Genomic DNA, 17,040 nt, shown 5'->3' on the forward strand with positions numbered 1-17,040 from the left:
AGGCTGGTCACATGTCCGAACCGACCGGTGCCGCCCGCAGGCGCGGGCCCTTCAAGGTCGGGGACCAGGTTCAGCTGACCGACCCCAAGGGCCGCCACTACACGTTCACGCTCGAAGCCGGGAAGAACTTCCACACCCACAAGGGTTCCTTCCCGCACGACGAACTGATCGGCGCTCCCGAGGGCAGCGTTGTCCGCACCACGGGGAACGTCGCCTACCTCGCGCTGCGCCCCCTGCTCCCCGACTACGTCCTGTCCATGCCCCGCGGGGCAGCCGTCGTCTATCCCAAGGACGCGGGGCAGATCCTCGCCTTCGCCGACATCTTCCCCGGCGCGCGCGTCGTCGAGGCCGGCGTCGGCTCCGGCTCGCTGAGCAGCTTCCTGCTGCGCGCCATCGGCGACCAGGGCATGCTGCACTCCTACGAGCGCCGCGAGGACTTCGCCGAGATCGCGCAGGCGAACGTGGAGCGCTACTTCGGCGGCCCGCACCCCGCCTGGCAGCTCACCGTCGGCGACCTCCAGGACAACCTGTCCGACACCGACGTCGACCGCGTCATCCTCGACATGCTCGCCCCCTGGGAGTGCCTGGAGGCCGTCTCCAAGGCGCTCGTCCCCGGCGGCATCCTCTGCTGCTACGTGGCGACCACCACCCAGCTCGCCCGGACCGTCGAGTCCATCCGCGAGATCGGCTGCTTCAACGAGCCGACCGCCTGGGAGTCGATGATCCGCAACTGGCACATCGAGGGCCTGGCCGTCCGCCCGGACCACCGGATGATCGGCCACACCGGCTTCCTGCTCACCGCCCGCCGTCTCGCCGACGGCGTCGAGCCGCCCATGCGCCGCCGTCGCCCCGCCAAGGGTGCCTACGGCGAGGACTACGCCGGCCCCAACGCCGACGGCGGAGCCGGCCGCTGAGCGGACCGCGCGACCACCAACGCACAGACGCCGTGGCGGAGTTCCGGGCAGATCCCGGGAACTCCGCCACGGCGTCCGTGCGTTGACACCGCACCAGGGTCCGTAAGCCTGAACGTCCCGCGAGCCCGCCGCCTGCGCACATCCCGGACCCCGCCGTTCCCCCGCACTGTGACGTGTGGCACCATGCTGGCCACCCCCACCCGGCACAGCCCACGCAGGAGACACTCCTAGTGCAGCCATCCGCCGTCCCGGAACTCGCGCACCCGCACCCGCGACCCATCCACTGGGTCGCCACCGCGACCGCTGTCGCCGGCGCCGTCGCGCTCTTGCCCGTCCTGCAGCCCGGCTCGGCCAGGGCCGCCCAGCCCGCCGCGGCGACGCAGTCACGGCCCACTGCCCCGGCCACCCCGCCCGCCACCGCAGGCGTCGACTTCCCCATCGTCTGCGGCACGGTGAAGGCCGTCGTGGCCAAGAAGGCCACCGGAGATCTCGACGGCGACGGCCGCCCCGAAACGGTCGCGGTGGTCCACTGCGACGCTCCCATGGGCACCCCGCCCGACGGCGTCTACGTCCTCACCCAGGTTCCCGGCACCCGGCAACCCCGCGTCGTGGCCACCCTCGTCGACCCCAAGGACCGGCTCACCGTCACCGACTTCAGCGTTCACGACGCCGCCGTCACCGCGACCCTGCTCGGCTACTCCAGTGCCGATGTGCCGAGTTGCTGCCCTGACGTGAAGTCCGGAGCCAAGTGGCAGTGGAACGGCCATGCGTTCATCCGCTTCGCACACGCCCCGGGCCCCGGCACGTGAAGCCCTCAGCGGGCGCCCACCGCCTGTGAGATATCAGACAACGTGCACTGTGCGTACCCGATGCGTCACTCCGCGTCGGGTCCGTGCACCTCTACCTTGTCCGAAACCCGACGCACGTGAATGCAGTCGCCGGGGCATTCGTTCGCCGAATCCACCACATCCGCGAGAAGCGGCAACGGCACCGGTGTAACTGCCCCCTTGGCCTGCAGCAGCTCGTCGTCCGCGCCCTTCACATAGGCCAGTCCGTCGATGTCCAACTCGAACACCTCGGGCGCGTACTGGGCGCAGATACCGTCGCCCGTACACAGGTCCTGGTCGATCCAGACCTCCAGCGGCTCGTTGTCGCTTCGGGTCTCCTGCTGCACGGTCATCTCTCCTGCCGTTTCTGCGTCGAGCCGTACGGGAATCCGGCCAGCTCTGACGGGTGTTGAACGCTTCGAGCCTACCTCCGGCGGCTTCCCAATCTTGTTCGGTGGGTATTTGCCTGGCGTGAGGGAGAGCGCAAGGGTGAAGATCGGACACTCCTTGACAGTGTTTGTGATCTAGGGGTTTCAATCGACACCCACCCAGGTAGGGTCTGGAAGCGTCCAGCTCCCCTTGGAGGAGGTGAGGACCGTGGCAGCCCACGACGACGACATGAACCGCGGCATCCGCCCGGGACGGGGGTCCGAAGACCCGGCCGGGCAGATCGCCTACCTTGAGCAGGAGATCGCCGTCCTGCGCCGCAAGCTCGCCGACTCTCCGCGGCACACGAGGATTCTCGAAGAGCGGATCGTCGAGCTGCAGACCAACCTGGCCGGCGTGTCCGCCCAGAACGAGCGGCTCGCCAACACGCTCCGCGAGGCCCGCGACCAGATCGTGGCCCTCAAGGAAGAGGTCGACCGGCTCGCCCAGCCGCCCGCAGGCTTCGGAGTCTTCCTCCAGGCCAATGAGGACGGCACCGCCGACATCTTCACCGGTGGCCGCAAACTCCGGGTGAACGTCAGCCCGAGCGTCGAGGTCGACGACCTCAGGCGCGGCCAGGAAGTCATGCTCAACGAAGCGCTCAACGTGGTCGAGGCCATGGAGTTCGAGCGCGTCGGGGACATCGTGACCCTCAAGGAGATCCTCGAGGACGGCGAGCGCGCCCTGGTGCTCGGGCACACCGACGAGGAACGGGTGGTACGGCTCGCCGAGCCGCTGCTGGACGTCACCATCCGCGCCGGCGACGCCCTCCTGCTCGAACCCCGCTCCGGCTACGTCTACGAGGTCGTTCCCAAGAGCGAGGTCGAGGAGCTCGTCCTCGAAGAGGTCCCCGACATCGGTTACGACCAGATCGGCGGCCTCGGCAACCAGATCGAGGCCATCCGCGACGCGGTCGAGCTGCCGTACCTCTACCCCGACCTCTTCAAGGAGCACGAACTGCGGCCGCCCAAGGGCGTCCTGCTGTACGGGCCTCCCGGATGCGGAAAGACGCTCATCGCCAAGGCCGTCGCCAACTCGCTGGCCAAGAAGGTCGCCGAGGTCACCGGCCAGGCCGCGGGCAAGAGCTTCTTCCTCAACATCAAGGGCCCCGAGCTCCTCAACAAGTACGTCGGCGAGACCGAGCGGCAGATCCGCCTCGTCTTCCAGCGCGCACGGGAGAAGGCCAGCGAAGGCACCCCCGTGATCGTCTTCTTCGACGAGATGGAGTCGCTCTTCCGCACCCGCGGCTCCGGCGTCAGCTCGGACGTGGAGAACACCATCGTCCCCCAGCTGCTCGCCGAGATCGACGGTGTCGAGGGTCTGCAGAACGTGGTCGTGATCGGCGCCTCCAACCGCGAGGACATGATCGACCCCGCGATCCTGCGGCCCGGCCGGCTCGACGTGAAGATCAAGATCGAGCGTCCGGACGCCGAAGCGGCCAAGGACATCTTCCAGAAGTACCTCACCGAGCGCCTCCCGCTGCACGCCGACGACCTCGGCGAGCACGGCGGCGACAAGGGCGCCACGGTCCAGGGCATGATCCAGACCGCGGTCGAGCAGATGTACGCCGAATCCGAGGAGAACCGCTTCCTGGAAGTGACCTACGCCAACGGCGACAAGGAAGTCCTCTACTTCAAGGACTTCAACTCCGGCGCCATGATCGAAAACATTGTCGGACGCGCCAAGAAGATGGCGATCAAGGAATTCCTCGAACACAACCAGAAGGGCCTGCGCGTCTCCCACCTCCTCCAGGCCTGCGTGGACGAGTTCAAGGAGAACGAGGACCTTCCCAACACCACCAACCCCGACGACTGGGCCCGGATCTCCGGAAAGAAGGGCGAACGGATCGTCTACATCCGTACCCTCATCACCGGAAAGCAGGGCGCGGACACCGGCCGCTCCATCGACACGGTGGCGAACACCGGCCAGTACCTGTAAAGGTCAGGGCGGCTGCGGGTGCCCTCGGCGGGTATCCGCAGCCGCCTGTTTTTCAGGCCACGCCGGAACAAGGCAATGACGCAAATGATCTCCCCACCAGCGCAAAGGCGTTCTAGGCTCTTCGGTACCGCCGAGTCGCGCAGTGCGGGGACGGGCACCGCACACGCACCGCAGCGTCAGCGGTACTAGGGGCGCCCACGACCGAGGGCGCCGCCGGGCAAGGAGGGCCGCATGACCGTACGGCGAGTAATGGGCATCGAGACGGAGTACGGGATCTCCGTCCCCGGCCACCCCAACGCCAATGCCATGCTCACCTCATCCCAGATCGTCAACGCCTACGCGGCGGCGATGCACCGGGCCCGCCGGGCCCGCTGGGACTTCGAGGAGGAAAACCCGCTGCGGGACGCCCGAGGCTTCGACCTCGCCCGCGAGGCCGCCGACGCCAGCCAGCTCACCGACGAGGACATCGGCCTCGCCAACGTGATCCTCACCAACGGCGCCCGGCTCTACGTCGACCATGCCCACCCCGAGTACAGCGCCCCCGAGGTCACCAACCCCCGCGACGCCGTCCTGTGGGACAAGGCCGGCGAACGCATCATGGCCGAGGCCGCCGAACGCGCAGCCGCGCTTCCCGGCGCCCAGCCGATCCACCTCTACAAGAACAACACCGACAACAAGGGCGCGTCCTACGGCACGCACGAGAACTACCTGATGAAGCGGGAGACCCCCTTCTCGGACATCGTGCGCCACCTCACGCCCTTCTTCGTCTCCCGGCAGGTCTTCGCCGGCGCCGGACGCGTCGGCATCGGCCAGGACGGCCACGAGCACGGCTTCCAGCTCAGCCAGCGCGCCGACTACTTCGAGGTCGAGGTCGGCCTGGAGACGACCCTCAAGCGCCCGATCATCAACACGAGGGACGAGCCCCACGCGGACGCGGAGAAGTACCGCCGCCTCCACGTGATCATCGGCGACGCGAACCTCTCCGAGATCTCGACGTATCTGAAACTGGGCACGACCTCCCTGGTCCTGTCCATGATCGAGGACGGCTTCATCGCGGTGGACCTGGCCGTCGACCAGCCCGTACGGACGTTGCACCAGGTCTCCCACGACCCCGGCCTCAAGCGCCTGGTCACCCTCCGCAGCGGCCGCACACTCACCGCGGTCCAGCTCCAGATGGAGTACTACGAGCTCTCCCGCAAGTACGTCGAGGAGCGCTACGGCGCGGACGCCGACGACCAGACCAAGGACGTCCTGTCCCGCTGGGAGGACACCCTCAACCGCCTGGAGAACGACCCCATGAGCCTCGCCGGCGAACTGGACTGGGTCGCCAAGCGCGAGGTCATGGAGGGCTACCGCCGCCGCGACGGCCTCGACTGGGACGCCGCCCGGCTTCACCTGGTCGACCTCCAGTACGCCGACGTACGGGCCGAGAAGGGCCTGTACAACCGTCTGGCGGCCCGCGGGCGCATGAAGCGGCTCCTGGACGAGGCCGAGGTCGAGCGGGCCCGTACGAAGCCGCCGGAGGACACGCGCGCGTACTTCCGCGGGCGCTGTCTGGAGCAGTACGCCGACGACGTCGCGGCCGCCTCCTGGGACTCGGTGATCTTCGATCTCCCGGGCCGGGATTCGCTGCAGCGCGTCCCAACCCTCGAACCGCTTCGCGGAACGCGAAATCACGTCAAGGAGCTCCTGGACCGCTGCCGTACGGCGGAGGACCTGGTCAGGGTTCTTTCCGGCGGCTGACCTGGCATACGGACCGCTTCCGGTGGGCAGGGTGGAAATCCCGGCGCCCGGGAATCATCGAGGTGGTCCCCGTGCGTTGGAGAAACTGCGGGGCCGATGTCGGACCCGGCTTGTAGGGTCTGATCATCACCATTCGGCGGGAATGCCGACCCGTCGACCCATGTCGGGCGAACTGAGCGGGGTGAGGGATATGGCGACCAAGGACACCGGCGGCGGCCAGCAGAAGGCGACGCGCTCCACGGAGGAGGTCGAGGAGCAGGCGCAGGACGCGCAGGCTTCGGAGGAGCTCAAGGAGCGCCACGAGAAGCTGAGCGATGACGTGGACGACGTCCTCGATGAAATCGATGACGTCCTCGAGGCAAACGCAGAGGATTTCGTGCGCTCCTTCGTGCAAAAAGGCGGAGAGTAGGTCCCTTCCCTTCGATTCGAAGGGTGAGAGCGGGCGTGCTGGGGGAGTCGGAGGCGAAGTGCTGCGCGCGGTGCGGCGAAGTCCCGCTGCGCGCAGCCTTCGGGCTCCGTAGGCGCCGAGAGGCCATGGGGAGAGCGGTGCCGTCCGCGAGCGCGGCCCGTGCGGACCTGATCGCCTCCCCAGGGGGCGTCCGCTGTATCTGTCTGTCGGCCTCCGTCGCACATGTGGATCACTGCCACAAGACGGGTAGGGTCCGTGGCGTACTGTGCTGCAACTGCAATTCCGGTCCTGGCCTGCCGAGGGAAGATCCCGAAGCCATGAACCGGGTCACCGCCTACCTGGAAGGAAACTCGTGGAAGCCAATACTCCTGGCACCGGGCGTCTACCAGCTGCCTTCCTGACGCCTGGGTCGTCCTCGTTCATGGACTTTCTCTCCGAGCATCAGCCCGAGATGCTGCCCGGCAAGCGGCAGCTGCCGCCCACCCAGGGCGTGATCGAGGCGCCGCACGGCACCACCATCGTCGCCGCGACCTTCCCGGGGGGCGTCGTGCTGGCCGGTGACCGCCGCGCCACCATGGGGAACGTCATCGCCCAGCGGGACATCGAGAAGGTGTTCCCGACGGACGAGTACTCGGCCGTCGGTATCGCCGGCACCGCCGGTCTCGCCGTCGAGATGGTCAAGCTCTTCCAGCTGGAGCTGGAGCACTTCGAGAAGGTCGAGGGCGCTCAGCTGTCGTTGGAGGGCAAGGCGAACCGGCTGTCGACCATGATCCGGTCCAACCTCGGCATGGCCATGCAGGGCCTGGCGGTCGTCCCGCTCTTCGCCGGGTACGACGTGGACCGCGACCGGGGCCGGATCTTCTCGTACGACGTGACGGGCGGCCGTTCCGAGGAGCACGGCTACGCCGCCACCGGCTCCGGCTCGATCTTCGCGCGCGGCTCCATGAAGAAGCTGTTCCGTGACGACCTGACCGAGGACGAGGCCACGACGCTCGTCGTCCAGGCCCTGTACGACGCGGCGGACGACGACTCGGCGACCGGTGGTCCCGATGTCGCGCGCCGGATCTATCCGATCGTCACCGTGATCACCGAGGACGGTTTCCGCCGGCTCACCGAGGCGGAGTGCTCCGAGATCGCCCGCTCGGTGCTGGAGCGGCGGATGGAGCAGCCCGACGGCCCGCGGGCGGCGCTGCTGTAGTCGGCGGCCGGTGATTGTCTAGGTGATCCTGTGACTTCGACAGAAAGGGACGGATAACCGGTGTCGACGCCGTTCTATGTCTCACCTCAGCAGGCCATGGCCGACCGGGCGGAGTACGCCCGCAAGGGCATCGCCCGTGGCCGCAGCCTGGTCGTGCTGCAGTATGCCGACGGGATCGTGTTCGTCGGTGAGAACCCGTCCCGTGCGCTGCACAAGTTCAGCGAGATCTACGACCGGATCGGCTTCGCGGCCGCCGGCAAGTACAACGAGTACGAGAACCTGCGCATCGGCGGTGTGCGGTACGCGGACCTGCGGGGTTACACCTACGACCGGGACGACGTGACGGCCCGCGGCCTGGCCAACGTCTATGCCCAGACGCTGGGCACGATCTTCTCCAGCGCGGCCGAGAAGCCGTACGAGGTGGAGCTGGTCGTGGCGGAGGTCGGTGAGACGCCGGAGGGCGACCAGATCTACCGGCTGCCGCACGACGGGTCGATCGTGGACGAGCACGGCTCGGTCGCGGTGGGCGGCAACGCCGAGCAGATCAGCGGTTTCCTGGACCAGCGGCACCAGGACGGCATGAGCCTGGCGGAGGCGCTGAAGCTGGCCGTGCAGGCGCTGTCGCGGGACACGAACGGCAGTGAGCGGGAGATCCCGGCCGAGCGCCTGGAGGTCGCGGTGCTGGACCGGACGCGTCCGCAGAAGCGCAAGTTCAAGCGGATCGTGGGCCGTCAGCTGGGGCGTCTGCTGGAGGCGAACGGCGCCGCCACGGAGGCCGAGAGCTCCGAGGACGAGGGCGACGAGGGCTCCGAGAAGAAGTAGCTCCTTTCGCACGCGCGCGCCCCGGTCGGTCGGTACCGTCCGGGGCGCGGTCATGTCCGCGGCCGGGTCGCCGGCTGCGCCGCGGCAGTGCCGTCAGATGGGCCGCGGCGGTGCCGTCGAGCCGCGGACGACGAGTTCGACGGGGATGTCGCCCTGCTCGGGCTCGCGGCCCTCCAGGACGGCGAGGAGGGTCTGCATGCCGCGTTCGCCGAAGAGCTCGGCGTCCAGGCGTACGGTCGTCAGCTCGGGGTCGAGGGCGGTGGCGAGGGCGAGGTCGTCGAGACCGGTGACGGAGATGTCGTCGGGGACGCGCAGGTCGAGGCGGCGCAGGGCCTTGTAGGCACCGGCCGCGAGTTTGTCGTCGTCGCAGACCAGGGCGGTGGGGCGGGGGCCGGGGCCGGTGAGTGCGGCTTCGGTGGCGGCCAGGGCGCCGTCGATCGAGATCGGGGCGCGGACCGTGCCCAGGACCGTCCCCTCCACGGCGCCGACGCGTGCCGCGAGCTCACGGGCGCGTACCTCGAAGGTCCAGGAGGCGATGTCGGCGGCGATGTGCAGGAAGCGGCGGTGGCCGAGCCCGAGGAGGTGGTCGGCGACCTGGCGTACGCCGTCGGCGATGTCGAGGTTGACGGTGGCGGCGCCCAGGCTTCCGGCGGGGTCGCTGTCGAGCATGACGAGGGGCAACTGGTCGCCGCGGATGGCGGTGAGGGCGTCGGCGGCCATGGAGGAGGCGATGACGCCGTCGAGGGCGGCCTCGGCGGAGCCGAAGGGGCTGCGGGCCGGGCCGATGCCGGCCGGGGAGGGGTAGAGGACGACGCCGAAGCCGTGCTCGGCGGCGATGCGGGCGGCGCCGGTGTAGACGCCGGCGAAGAACTCGGTGGTGAGGGCGGGGACGACGAGGAGGACGGTGCGGGTCCGGCCGAGGCGCAGGTTGCGGGCGGCCAGGTTGGGCCGGTAACCGAGGTCCCGGGCGGCCTGCCGTACGCGCTGGACGGTGGCCTCGGAGACACGGCCACGCCATTTCTCGCCGAGGACGAGCGAGACGGCGGCCTGGGAGACCCCCGCGGCGTGCGCGACGTCACGGCTCGTCGGGCGCGTGCTGCTGCGTGCCACCGTGGACGGGTCCCTTCTCTTTTTCGGTCGTGCGGCTGGTTGGACTGCCGAACAGCGCACATGGTACGTATGACGGCGGACGTTATACGTAAAACTCCGAGGTGCTGCGTCACCGCGGGGGAGCTGGTGAAGGGCAGGACATGGCCGCGGGGTACCTGGAGATCCTCAGGGCGAGACACGCGGCCCGGCTGCTGGTCGGCACGCTGGTGGGCCGCCTGCCGAACGCCACGGCGGCCATCGCGCTGGTGCTGTTCGTCCGGGCGGACGGCGGCACGTACTCCCTGGCCGGCGTGCTGGCGGCGGTGTACGGCGTGGCCAACGCGGTCGGGCAGCCCGTGCTGGGGCGGCTGGTGGACCTCTACGGGCAGCCGCGGGTGCAGCTGCCTGCGGCGGTCCTCTCGGCGCTCTCGATGACGGTCTTCGCCTTCTCCGGCACCGACCCGCTGCCGCTCGCGTATGCCGCGGTGGCGGCCGCGGGCCTGTTCACGCCGCCCCTGGAGGGCGGTCTGCGCGCCCTGTGGCCGTCCGTGCTGCGCCGGGAGGATCAGGTGCACACGGCGTACGCGATGGACGCGGTGGCGCAGGAAGTGATGTTCACCGTGGGCCCGTTGCTGGTGACGCTCTGCGTGTCGCTGTGGTCGGAGCGGGCGGCGCTGCTGGTGCTGAACGGGCTGGGCGTGCTGGGGGCGCTGTCCGTGGTGGTGTCGGCGCCTTCGCGCGCGTGGCGTTCGCAGCCGCGGGAGGCGCACTGGCTGGGCGCGCTCAGGGCGCCCGGACTGCTGGCGCTCCTTGCCGCGTTCCTGTTCGTGGGCATGGCGCTCGGTTCCATCGCGGTGGCGTCGATGTCGTACGCCGACGACCATGGCGGTGACGTGGTGTACGGCTGGCTGATGGCGGCCGTGGGTCTGGGCGCGCTGGCGGGCGGCACCGTCTACGGGGCGCGGGAGTGGGCCGGGCCTCCGGAGCGGCGACTGCGGGTGGTGGTGGGGCTTCTGGCGGTGTGTTACCTGCCGCTGATGCTGATGCCGGGTGCGGTGGCGATGGTGCTGCTCACGGTGGTCGCCGGTGTCTTCCTCGCTCCGGCGATCGCCTGCGCGTTCGTCATCGTCGACCGGCACGCGCCGCGCGGCACGGTCACCGAGGCCTTCTCCTGGCTCGTGACGACGTTCACCGTGGGTGCGTCGGTGGGAACGGGGCTGGCGGGCTCCGTGGTCCAGGCGGGCGGGGCCCTGTGGGGGTTCGCGGTGCCGGGTGTCGCGGGGGCCGTGTCGCTGCTGGTTCTGCTGGCCACCGGGCGGGTCCTCGCAGCTCCCGCCGGGGGAGGGGTCGTTGCGGCTTCATCGGAAAATGATCCAAATCGTGCTGCCGAACCCCGTTTCAGCTCAGGGGATCAGGCGTAATGTTCAGTCATGGACCGCCGCATTTTCGGGCTGGAGAACGAGTACGGCGTCACGTGCACGTTCAGGGGACAGCGCCGCCTGTCGCCTGACGAGGTGGCGCGGTACCTCTTCCGCCGTGTCGTGTCATGGGGCCGTAGCAGCAATGTCTTTCTGCGCAACGGCGCCCGGCTCTATCTCGACGTGGGCTCACATCCGGAATACGCGACACCCGAATGTGACAACGTGACCGAACTGGTCACCCACGACAAGGCCGGCGAGCGCATTCTCGAAGGACTTCTGGTGGACGCGGAACGACGCCTGCACGAGGAGGGAATCGCGGGCGACGTCTACCTGTTCAAGAACAACACGGACTCGGCGGGCAACTCCTACGGTTGCCACGAGAACTATCTGGTGGCGCGGCACGGGGAGTTCTCCCGGCTCGCGGACATCCTCATCCCGTTCCTGGTGACCCGGCAGCTGCTCTGCGGCGCGGGCAAGGTGCTGCAGACGCCGCGTGGTGCGGTGTACTGCGTGAGTCAGCGGGCGGAGCACATCTGGGAGGGCGTCTCCTCGGCGACGACCCGCTCCCGCCCCATCATCAACACCCGCGACGAGCCGCACGCGGACGCGGAGCGCTACCGCCGCCTGCACGTCATCGTGGGCGACTCCAACATGTCCGAGACGACGATGCTGCTCAAGGTCGGGGCCACGGACCTCGTCCTGCGCATGATCGAGGCGGGCACGGTGATGCGGGACCTGACCCTGGAGAACCCGATCCGGGCGATCCGCGAGGTCAGCCACGACATCACCGGGCGGCGCAAGGTGCGCCTGGCGAGCGGGCGCGAGGCGTCGGCCCTGGAAGTACAGCGCGAGTACTACGAGAAGGCCGTGGACTTCTGCGAGCGCCGGGGCATCCGCACCGGCACCGTCGAGCAGGTCCTGGAGCTGTGGGGCCGCACGCTGGACGCGATCGAGACCGAGGACCTGGACCGGATCGACACCGAGATCGACTGGGTGATGAAGTACAAGCTCATCGAGCGGTACCGGTCCAAGCACAACATGACGATGTCGCATCCGCGCGTGGCGCAGATAGACCTCGCCTACCACGACATCCACCGGCGCCGGGGTCTGTACTACCTGCTGGAGAAGAAGGGGCAAGCCACCCGGATCTGCAACGACTTGAAGATCTTCGAGGGCAAGTCGGTTCCGCCCCAGACCACTCGGGCCCGGCTGCGCGGTGATTTCATCCGGCGGGCGCAGGAGCAGCGCCGGGACTTCACCGTGGACTGGGTGCACCTGAAGCTCAACGACCAGGCGCAGCGCACGGTGTTGTGCAAGGACCCGTTCCGTTCGGTGGACGACCGCGTGGAGAAGCTGATCGCAGGAATGTGATGAGAATGCCGGTGAACTGAACCGAAACGCCGGTGAGAGAAGAGTTTCCGGGCAGGAATGCCCGGGCGCCACACGGGCGCCGTACGTTTCCCGTACGGCGCCCTTCTCACGCCGTAGAGTTGCGCGCACGCCATCAACAAGATCGATCGATTACGAGGCCCCACCGTGCGCCGACGCTCACTTCTCCTCGCCGCCGTACCTGCAGGAATGGTCACGCTCGCCGGATGCGGCGACGGCGGCTCCAAGTCGAGCGAGGCGAGCGCGTCGCCGTCTCCTTCGGCTTCGTCCGTGCCACCGCCGAAGATCGTGGAGGGGCCGCTGCCGGCGATCACCGCGGGCACGAAGTTCGGCGAGAAGCCGACGGTCGCCAAGGGCCCGGGGGAGCCGTCGAAGGATCTCGCGGTCAAGACGGTGATCGCGGGCGGTGGCCGGACGGTCGCGGAGAACGACTTCATCCAGGCGAACTACCTGGGCCAGGTCTGGTCCACGGCGAAGGTCTTCGACAACTCCTACGACCGCCACACCCCGTTGGTCCTCCAGCTCGCCCAGGGCAGCGTCATCGACGGCTGGCGGTACGCGCTCACGGGCAAGAAGGTCGGCAGCCGGGTCGAGATGGCGGTGCCGCCGACCTGGGGCTACGGCAAGTCGGGCAACGCGCAGGCGGGCATCAAGGGCACGGACACGCTGGTGTTCGTCGTCGACCTGCTGAACACCTTCAACGCGAAGAGCTCCGCCCAGGGCAAGGCGGTCCCGCAGAACGACGACGCGCTGCCGAAGGTCGGCACGAACACGGACGGCAACGCCCCTTCCATCGACATCCCGAAGGTGAATCCGCCGACGAAGCTGGTGTCGGACTACGTGCTGGAGAGCGACGGCGCGGAGGTCAAGAGCGACCAGACGATCCTGTGCCAGTTCAAGGGCGTGGTCTGGGACGGCGGCAAGACGTTCGAGCAGACGTACGGATCGGGGCGGCTGAGCCAGTTCTCGGTGCAGCAGATGCAGCAGGTCCTCAAGGGGCTGGCGCAGGGTGTGACCGGCAAGAAGGTGGGCAGCCGGATCCTGGTCGTCGTGCCGCCCGACCTGGGGTACGGCAACACCCCGCCGGCCGGTGGCGTGATCAAGAAGGGTTCCACGCTGGTGTTCTCGCTGGACATCCTGGCGGCGATGTAGCGCCGCGTGGTGAGGCATACCGCCGCGGGCGTGCCGGCGGCGGGGATGAAAGACTGGCCGCGTTACGAGTCGTACACAAGCAGGAGCTAGAGACGTGAACATCGACAAGCCCGAGATCGACTTCCCGGAGGGCGACGCTCCGGCGGACCTCGAGATCGTGGACATCTGGGAGGGCGACGGCCCGGAGGCGAAGGCGGGCGATTTCGTCAAGGTTCACTACGTGGGCGTGGCCTTCTCCACCGGCGAGGAGTTCGACGCCTCCTGGAACCGCGGTAAGCCGCTGGAGTTCCAGCTGGGCGCCGGACAGGTCATCGCCGGCTGGGACCGCGGTGTGCAGGGCATGAAGGTCGGCGGCCGCCGCCGGCTGACCATTCCGGCGCACCTCGCGTACGGCGACCGCGGCGCGGGCGGCGGTCTGATCCAGCCCGGCGAGACGCTGATCTTCGTCTGCGACCTGGTTTCGGTCTGATCGGATCGGATCACCTGGGGCCCATGCCTGTTCGGGCATGGGCCCTCGGCTTTTGCCGCGCCGCCGCGGAGGGGTACGGTCATCGGGCGTAAGGACCATAAGGAAGGTGAAGGGCGTCGATGGCCATTGCCAAGGCCGAGCGGCTGATGAACCTGGCGCTGTGCCTGCTGGGGACGCGGCGTCCGCTCAGCAAGCGCGAGCTGCGCGAGTCCATCGAGGCGTATGTCGAGGCCTTCAGGCCGGACAAGGGAGCGGCCGCGGCCGACGACTCCTTCAACCGGATGTTCGAGCGCGACAAGGACGATCTGCGCGAACTCGGCCTGGTCATCGAGACCGTCGAGAACATCGACGGCGAGGTCGGCTATCTGGCCCGCCGCGACAGCAACCGCCTGCCGCCCATCACCCTCGACGCCGAGGAGGCCGCCGCTCTGGGGCTGGCCGCCAAGGTGTGGCAGCAGGCCCGCCTCGCCGGCGCGGCCAGCGGCGCCCTGCAGAAGCTGCGCGCGGCCGGGCTGCCCGAGGACGTCGACCCCTACGAGCCGCACGGCGCGCTGGAGCCGCGCATCCCGGTGCACGAGGCCGCCTTCGAACCGCTGATGCTGGCCTGCCGCGACCGCCGCCCGGTCGTCTTCGACTACCGCAAGGCCACCGCCGTGCACCCCGAGACCCGGAACGTGGAGCCGTGGGCGCTGGAGTGCTGGCGCGGCCACTGGTACCTGGCGGGCTGGGACCGGGAGCGCGGCGCCGAGCGGGTGTTCCGGCTGTCCCGGATCACCGGCAGGGTGCGCTCGCGCGGGACCGCTTTCACGGCCCCCGTGCCGGACGTCGTCACCGTGCGGGAGACGGTCGCGGGCTGGGCGGGGGAGATCGCCGACCGCTCGGCGCTGATCCGACTGCGCTCCGGCGCGGGCTACCCCCTTCGGGCGAAGGCCACCGTCGTACGGGAACTCGGCGACGGCTGGGACGAGTTGGAGATTCCGTACGGGCACGGCCTGGACGCCTGGCTGGTGGAGTTCGGGCCCGATGTGGTGGTCCTGGAGCCGGCCGAGCTGCGTGCGGACGTGGTGGACCGGCTGCGTGCCGTGGCCAAGGGTTGAGGGGGAGCGGAGCAAGACAGTGGCAGGCAAACCGGTCAGGCCCGTGAACGCCATCGACCAGACCCGGCGGATGCTCTCCCTGGTGACGTATCTGAGGGAGCGCCCCGGTGCGCGGCTCGCGGACGTCGCGCGCGCCTTCGGCATCACCGAGGACGAGCTGGTCTCCGACCTCGACGTGCTGCCCATGTGCGGCACCAGCTTCCGCGGCGGCGACCTGCTGGACATCGACACCGACGGCGAGCGCATCTGGTGGCACAACCCCGCCGCCCTAGGCGAGGAAGCGGCCGAGCCGCTCAGGCTGGCCGCCGACGAGGCGACCGCGCTGCTGGTCGCCGCCCGGGCCGTGGCGACCCTGCCGGGCCTGCGCGAGGGCGACCGGCAGGCGCTGCTGCGGGCGACGGCCAAGGTGGAGACGGCGGCCGGCGAGGCGGCGGTGTCCAGCGCGCGCCTGTCGGTGACCTTCGAGTCCGAGGGCGGTGTCTTCGCCGACGTCGACCGGGCGATCTCCGAGCGCCGCCGCCTGTGGATCCGCTACTACTCGCCCGCCCGCGACGAGCTCACCGAGCGCGAGATCGACCCCATCCGCCTCGTCAGCGTCGGGCACACCTACGTCGAGGCCTGGTGCCGCCGCTCCGAGGCGCGCCGTACCTTCCGGCTCGACCGGGTCGCCGAGATCAGGATTCTCGACGAGCCGTCCGCGCCACCCGAGGTCGAACTGCGGGACCTGTCGGAGGGACTGGTGCAGCCGGCCGCCGAGGACCCGGAGGTCGTTGTCGAGGTCGGACCCGGCGGCCGCTGGGTCGCCGAGTACTACCCGCACGACAGTGCCGAGGAGCTTCCCGACGGCGGGCTGCGCATCACCCTGCGCACCCCCGACCCGGCCTCGCTGCGGCGGCTGGCGTTGCGTCTGGGCCGGGACGGCCGGATCGTCGCCCCGCCCGAGCTGGCCGACAGCGCCCGCCAGGCGGCCCGTGCCGCGCTGGCCGCGTACGACGGCATCGAGGCGGACCGGGCGCCGTCGGCTGCCCGGGGTCCGGGTGACGGCGGCGACGGGGCGGACGACAGGCCGGGCGACGGGCGGGAGCGAGGGATTTGAGCGGGTCTGCGGTGTCGGGCGGTAGGGCCGGGACGACCGGTGGGACGGCCGGGAAGAGGCGAGGAGCTCCCGTGGTGTTCCGGGCGGGCTGCCCGCACTGCCGGGGCCGCTTCGAGCTCGCCGCGAGCGCGCTGCGTCTCGCCATCGGCGCCAGCAGACGTACGACGTTCTACTCCTTCACGTGCCCCGACTGCGGCGTCGCCGTCCGCAAGCCGGCGGGTGAACGCATCGTCGAGCTGCTGACCGGTGGCGGGGTCAGGACGCTGCGGCTGTACTCCACGGTCTAGGCTCGGGCGCATGTTCTGGCCGATGTTCGCGGTAGCTGTGGGTTTCCTGGGTCTCGCCGTTCTCGGTGTGCTCGCCGTCCGGGTGTTCCTGGAGGCGCGGCGCCTGGGGCAGCAGGTCGCGGACGCCGCGCAGCGCATCAACCGGGCCGCCGAAGACCTGGAGCGGGCGTCCGTGAGCGCGGCCCGCGCCGCGGACTCGCTGTGACACCGGGCGCGGCGGACGGGGGAGTTCCGCACCGTAAGCGCTTTGTGTCACTTCGCCCTGTCCTGGTGCCGGGAGGGGCAGGTACGCTGCTGCTCGCGGTGCGTGAATCGAGGCTCACACCGCAGACCGGGAGTAGGTGCGGGGATTGCCTCACGTTTACCCCTGAGCGTTACGATCGCTGCGAGCACGATCGCTCGGACAAGTGTCCGACTGGTCGGACAGCACCCCACCCAACTGCCTCGGTGAGAAGGTAAAGACTTATGTTCGGAAGGCTCGGAGCCCCCGAGATCATTCTCATTCTCGTCGTCATCATCCTGCTGTTCGGCGCGAAGAAGCTTCCGGACATGGCCCGCTCGCTCGGCAAGTCCGCGCGCATCCTCAAGAGCGAGGCCAAGGCGATGAAGGAAGACGGCGGCACGTCCGCTCCGGCGGGTCAGTCGCACTCCGGCGAGGAGCCCCCCGCGCAGCGCACCATCCAGGCGGCCCCCGGCGACGTGGCCAGCTCGCGCCCGGTCAACGAGCCGACGGACACCACCCAGCAGCGCTGACGCACGGCCG

At 69.6% G+C, this 17,040-nt stretch carries 19 protein-coding genes; 17 read left to right on the forward strand and 2 right to left on the reverse strand.

The features are described from left to right. The first annotated feature begins 11 nt into the window (after positions 1-11). Positions 12-914, forward strand: a complete 903-nt coding sequence (locus ABZ910_RS12425; protein WP_361362549.1) for a tRNA (adenine-N1)-methyltransferase — start codon at positions 12-14, stop codon at positions 912-914. A 230-nt stretch (positions 915-1,144) separates the two neighbouring features. Continuing rightward, on the forward strand, positions 1,145-1,723 hold the full coding sequence (locus tag ABZ910_RS12430) for a hypothetical protein (protein ID WP_361362552.1): 579 nt from the start codon (positions 1,145-1,147) through the stop codon (positions 1,721-1,723). A 65-nt stretch (positions 1,724-1,788) separates the two neighbouring features. On the opposite strand, the gene ABZ910_RS12435 is transcribed toward ABZ910_RS12430, so the two are convergent. Further along, complete coding sequence (locus tag ABZ910_RS12435) at positions 1,789-2,094, reverse strand: ferredoxin (RefSeq protein WP_361362555.1); 306 nt, start codon at positions 2,092-2,094, stop codon at positions 1,789-1,791. A gap of 244 nt (positions 2,095-2,338) precedes the next feature. Between ABZ910_RS12435 and arc the strand changes: the two genes are divergently transcribed. From arc to prcA, 6 genes are all read left to right on the forward strand, one after another. Beyond that, positions 2,339-4,105, forward strand: coding sequence for a proteasome ATPase (arc, locus tag ABZ910_RS12440; protein WP_361362558.1), 1,767 nt, complete (start codon positions 2,339-2,341; stop codon positions 4,103-4,105). Between the two features lie 231 nt (positions 4,106-4,336). Then, positions 4,337-5,848, forward strand: a complete 1,512-nt coding sequence (dop, locus tag ABZ910_RS12445; RefSeq protein WP_361362560.1) for a depupylase/deamidase Dop — start codon at positions 4,337-4,339, stop codon at positions 5,846-5,848. A gap of 190 nt (positions 5,849-6,038) precedes the next feature. After that, positions 6,039-6,257, forward strand: coding sequence for a ubiquitin-like protein Pup (locus ABZ910_RS12450; protein ID WP_361362563.1), 219 nt, complete (start codon positions 6,039-6,041; stop codon positions 6,255-6,257). 125 nt (positions 6,258-6,382) lie between these two features. Then, a complete protein-coding gene (locus tag ABZ910_RS12455; protein ID WP_361362565.1) occupies positions 6,383-6,658 on the forward strand; it encodes an endonuclease domain-containing protein in 276 nt (91 codons plus the stop codon). Further along, positions 6,610-7,455: a proteasome subunit beta gene (gene prcB, locus ABZ910_RS12460; protein ID WP_361362568.1), complete on the forward strand. Its 846-nt coding sequence runs from the start codon at positions 6,610-6,612 to the stop codon at positions 7,453-7,455. Before ABZ910_RS12455 ends, prcB begins: the two co-directional genes overlap by 49 nt. Before the next feature lie 60 nt (positions 7,456-7,515). Then, positions 7,516-8,277 carry a proteasome subunit alpha gene (gene prcA / locus ABZ910_RS12465; protein WP_361362571.1) on the forward strand — a complete coding sequence of 254 codons (762 nt, stop codon included), beginning with the start codon at positions 7,516-7,518 and terminating at the stop codon, positions 8,275-8,277. A gap of 93 nt (positions 8,278-8,370) precedes the next feature. Here the strand turns inward: prcA and ABZ910_RS12470 are convergent, their stop codons facing one another. After that, positions 8,371-9,387: a LacI family DNA-binding transcriptional regulator gene (locus tag ABZ910_RS12470; RefSeq protein WP_361362574.1), complete on the reverse strand. Its 1,017-nt coding sequence runs from the start codon at positions 9,385-9,387 to the stop codon at positions 8,371-8,373. Positions 9,388-9,527: 140 nt separating this feature from the next. On the opposite strand from ABZ910_RS12470, the gene ABZ910_RS12475 reads away from it, so the two are divergent. The 9 genes from ABZ910_RS12475 to tatA all read left to right on the forward strand — a co-directional run bounded on the left by ABZ910_RS12475 (position 9,528) and on the right by tatA (position 17,030). Continuing rightward, a complete protein-coding gene (locus ABZ910_RS12475; protein ID WP_361362577.1) occupies positions 9,528-10,787 on the forward strand; it encodes an MFS transporter in 1,260 nt (419 codons plus the stop codon). 9 nt (positions 10,788-10,796) lie between these two features. Further along, positions 10,797-12,158 carry a Pup--protein ligase gene (pafA, locus tag ABZ910_RS12480; protein WP_361362580.1) on the forward strand — a complete coding sequence of 454 codons (1,362 nt, stop codon included), beginning with the start codon at positions 10,797-10,799 and terminating at the stop codon, positions 12,156-12,158. A 165-nt stretch (positions 12,159-12,323) separates the two neighbouring features. Next, positions 12,324-13,328: an FKBP-type peptidyl-prolyl cis-trans isomerase gene (locus ABZ910_RS12485; protein WP_361362583.1), complete on the forward strand. Its 1,005-nt coding sequence runs from the start codon at positions 12,324-12,326 to the stop codon at positions 13,326-13,328. Positions 13,329-13,422: 94 nt separating this feature from the next. Continuing rightward, a complete protein-coding gene (locus ABZ910_RS12490; RefSeq protein ID WP_361362586.1) occupies positions 13,423-13,797 on the forward strand; it encodes an FKBP-type peptidyl-prolyl cis-trans isomerase in 375 nt (124 codons plus the stop codon). A 119-nt stretch (positions 13,798-13,916) separates the two neighbouring features. Continuing rightward, positions 13,917-14,894 (forward strand): WYL domain-containing protein, encoded by a 978-nt coding sequence (locus ABZ910_RS12495; protein ID WP_361362589.1) that lies wholly within the window; start codon positions 13,917-13,919, stop codon positions 14,892-14,894. A 19-nt stretch (positions 14,895-14,913) separates the two neighbouring features. After that, a complete protein-coding gene (locus ABZ910_RS12500) occupies positions 14,914-15,990 on the forward strand; it encodes a WYL domain-containing protein (RefSeq protein WP_361362592.1) in 1,077 nt (358 codons plus the stop codon). Positions 15,991-16,001: 11 nt separating this feature from the next. Further along, positions 16,002-16,277 carry a hypothetical protein gene (locus tag ABZ910_RS12505; protein WP_361362864.1) on the forward strand — a complete coding sequence of 92 codons (276 nt, stop codon included), beginning with the start codon at positions 16,002-16,004 and terminating at the stop codon, positions 16,275-16,277. A gap of 10 nt (positions 16,278-16,287) precedes the next feature. After that, positions 16,288-16,482 carry a hypothetical protein gene (locus ABZ910_RS12510; RefSeq protein ID WP_361362594.1) on the forward strand — a complete coding sequence of 65 codons (195 nt, stop codon included), beginning with the start codon at positions 16,288-16,290 and terminating at the stop codon, positions 16,480-16,482. Between the two features lie 260 nt (positions 16,483-16,742). Further along, positions 16,743-17,030 (forward strand): Sec-independent protein translocase subunit TatA, encoded by a 288-nt coding sequence (gene tatA / locus ABZ910_RS12515; RefSeq protein WP_361362597.1) that lies wholly within the window; start codon positions 16,743-16,745, stop codon positions 17,028-17,030. The last annotated feature ends 10 nt before the right edge of the window (positions 17,031-17,040 follow it).

This window comes from Streptomyces sp. NPDC046805, assembly GCF_040645355.1.
In the GTDB taxonomy this organism is placed as follows: domain Bacteria; phylum Actinomycetota; class Actinomycetes; order Streptomycetales; family Streptomycetaceae; genus Streptomyces.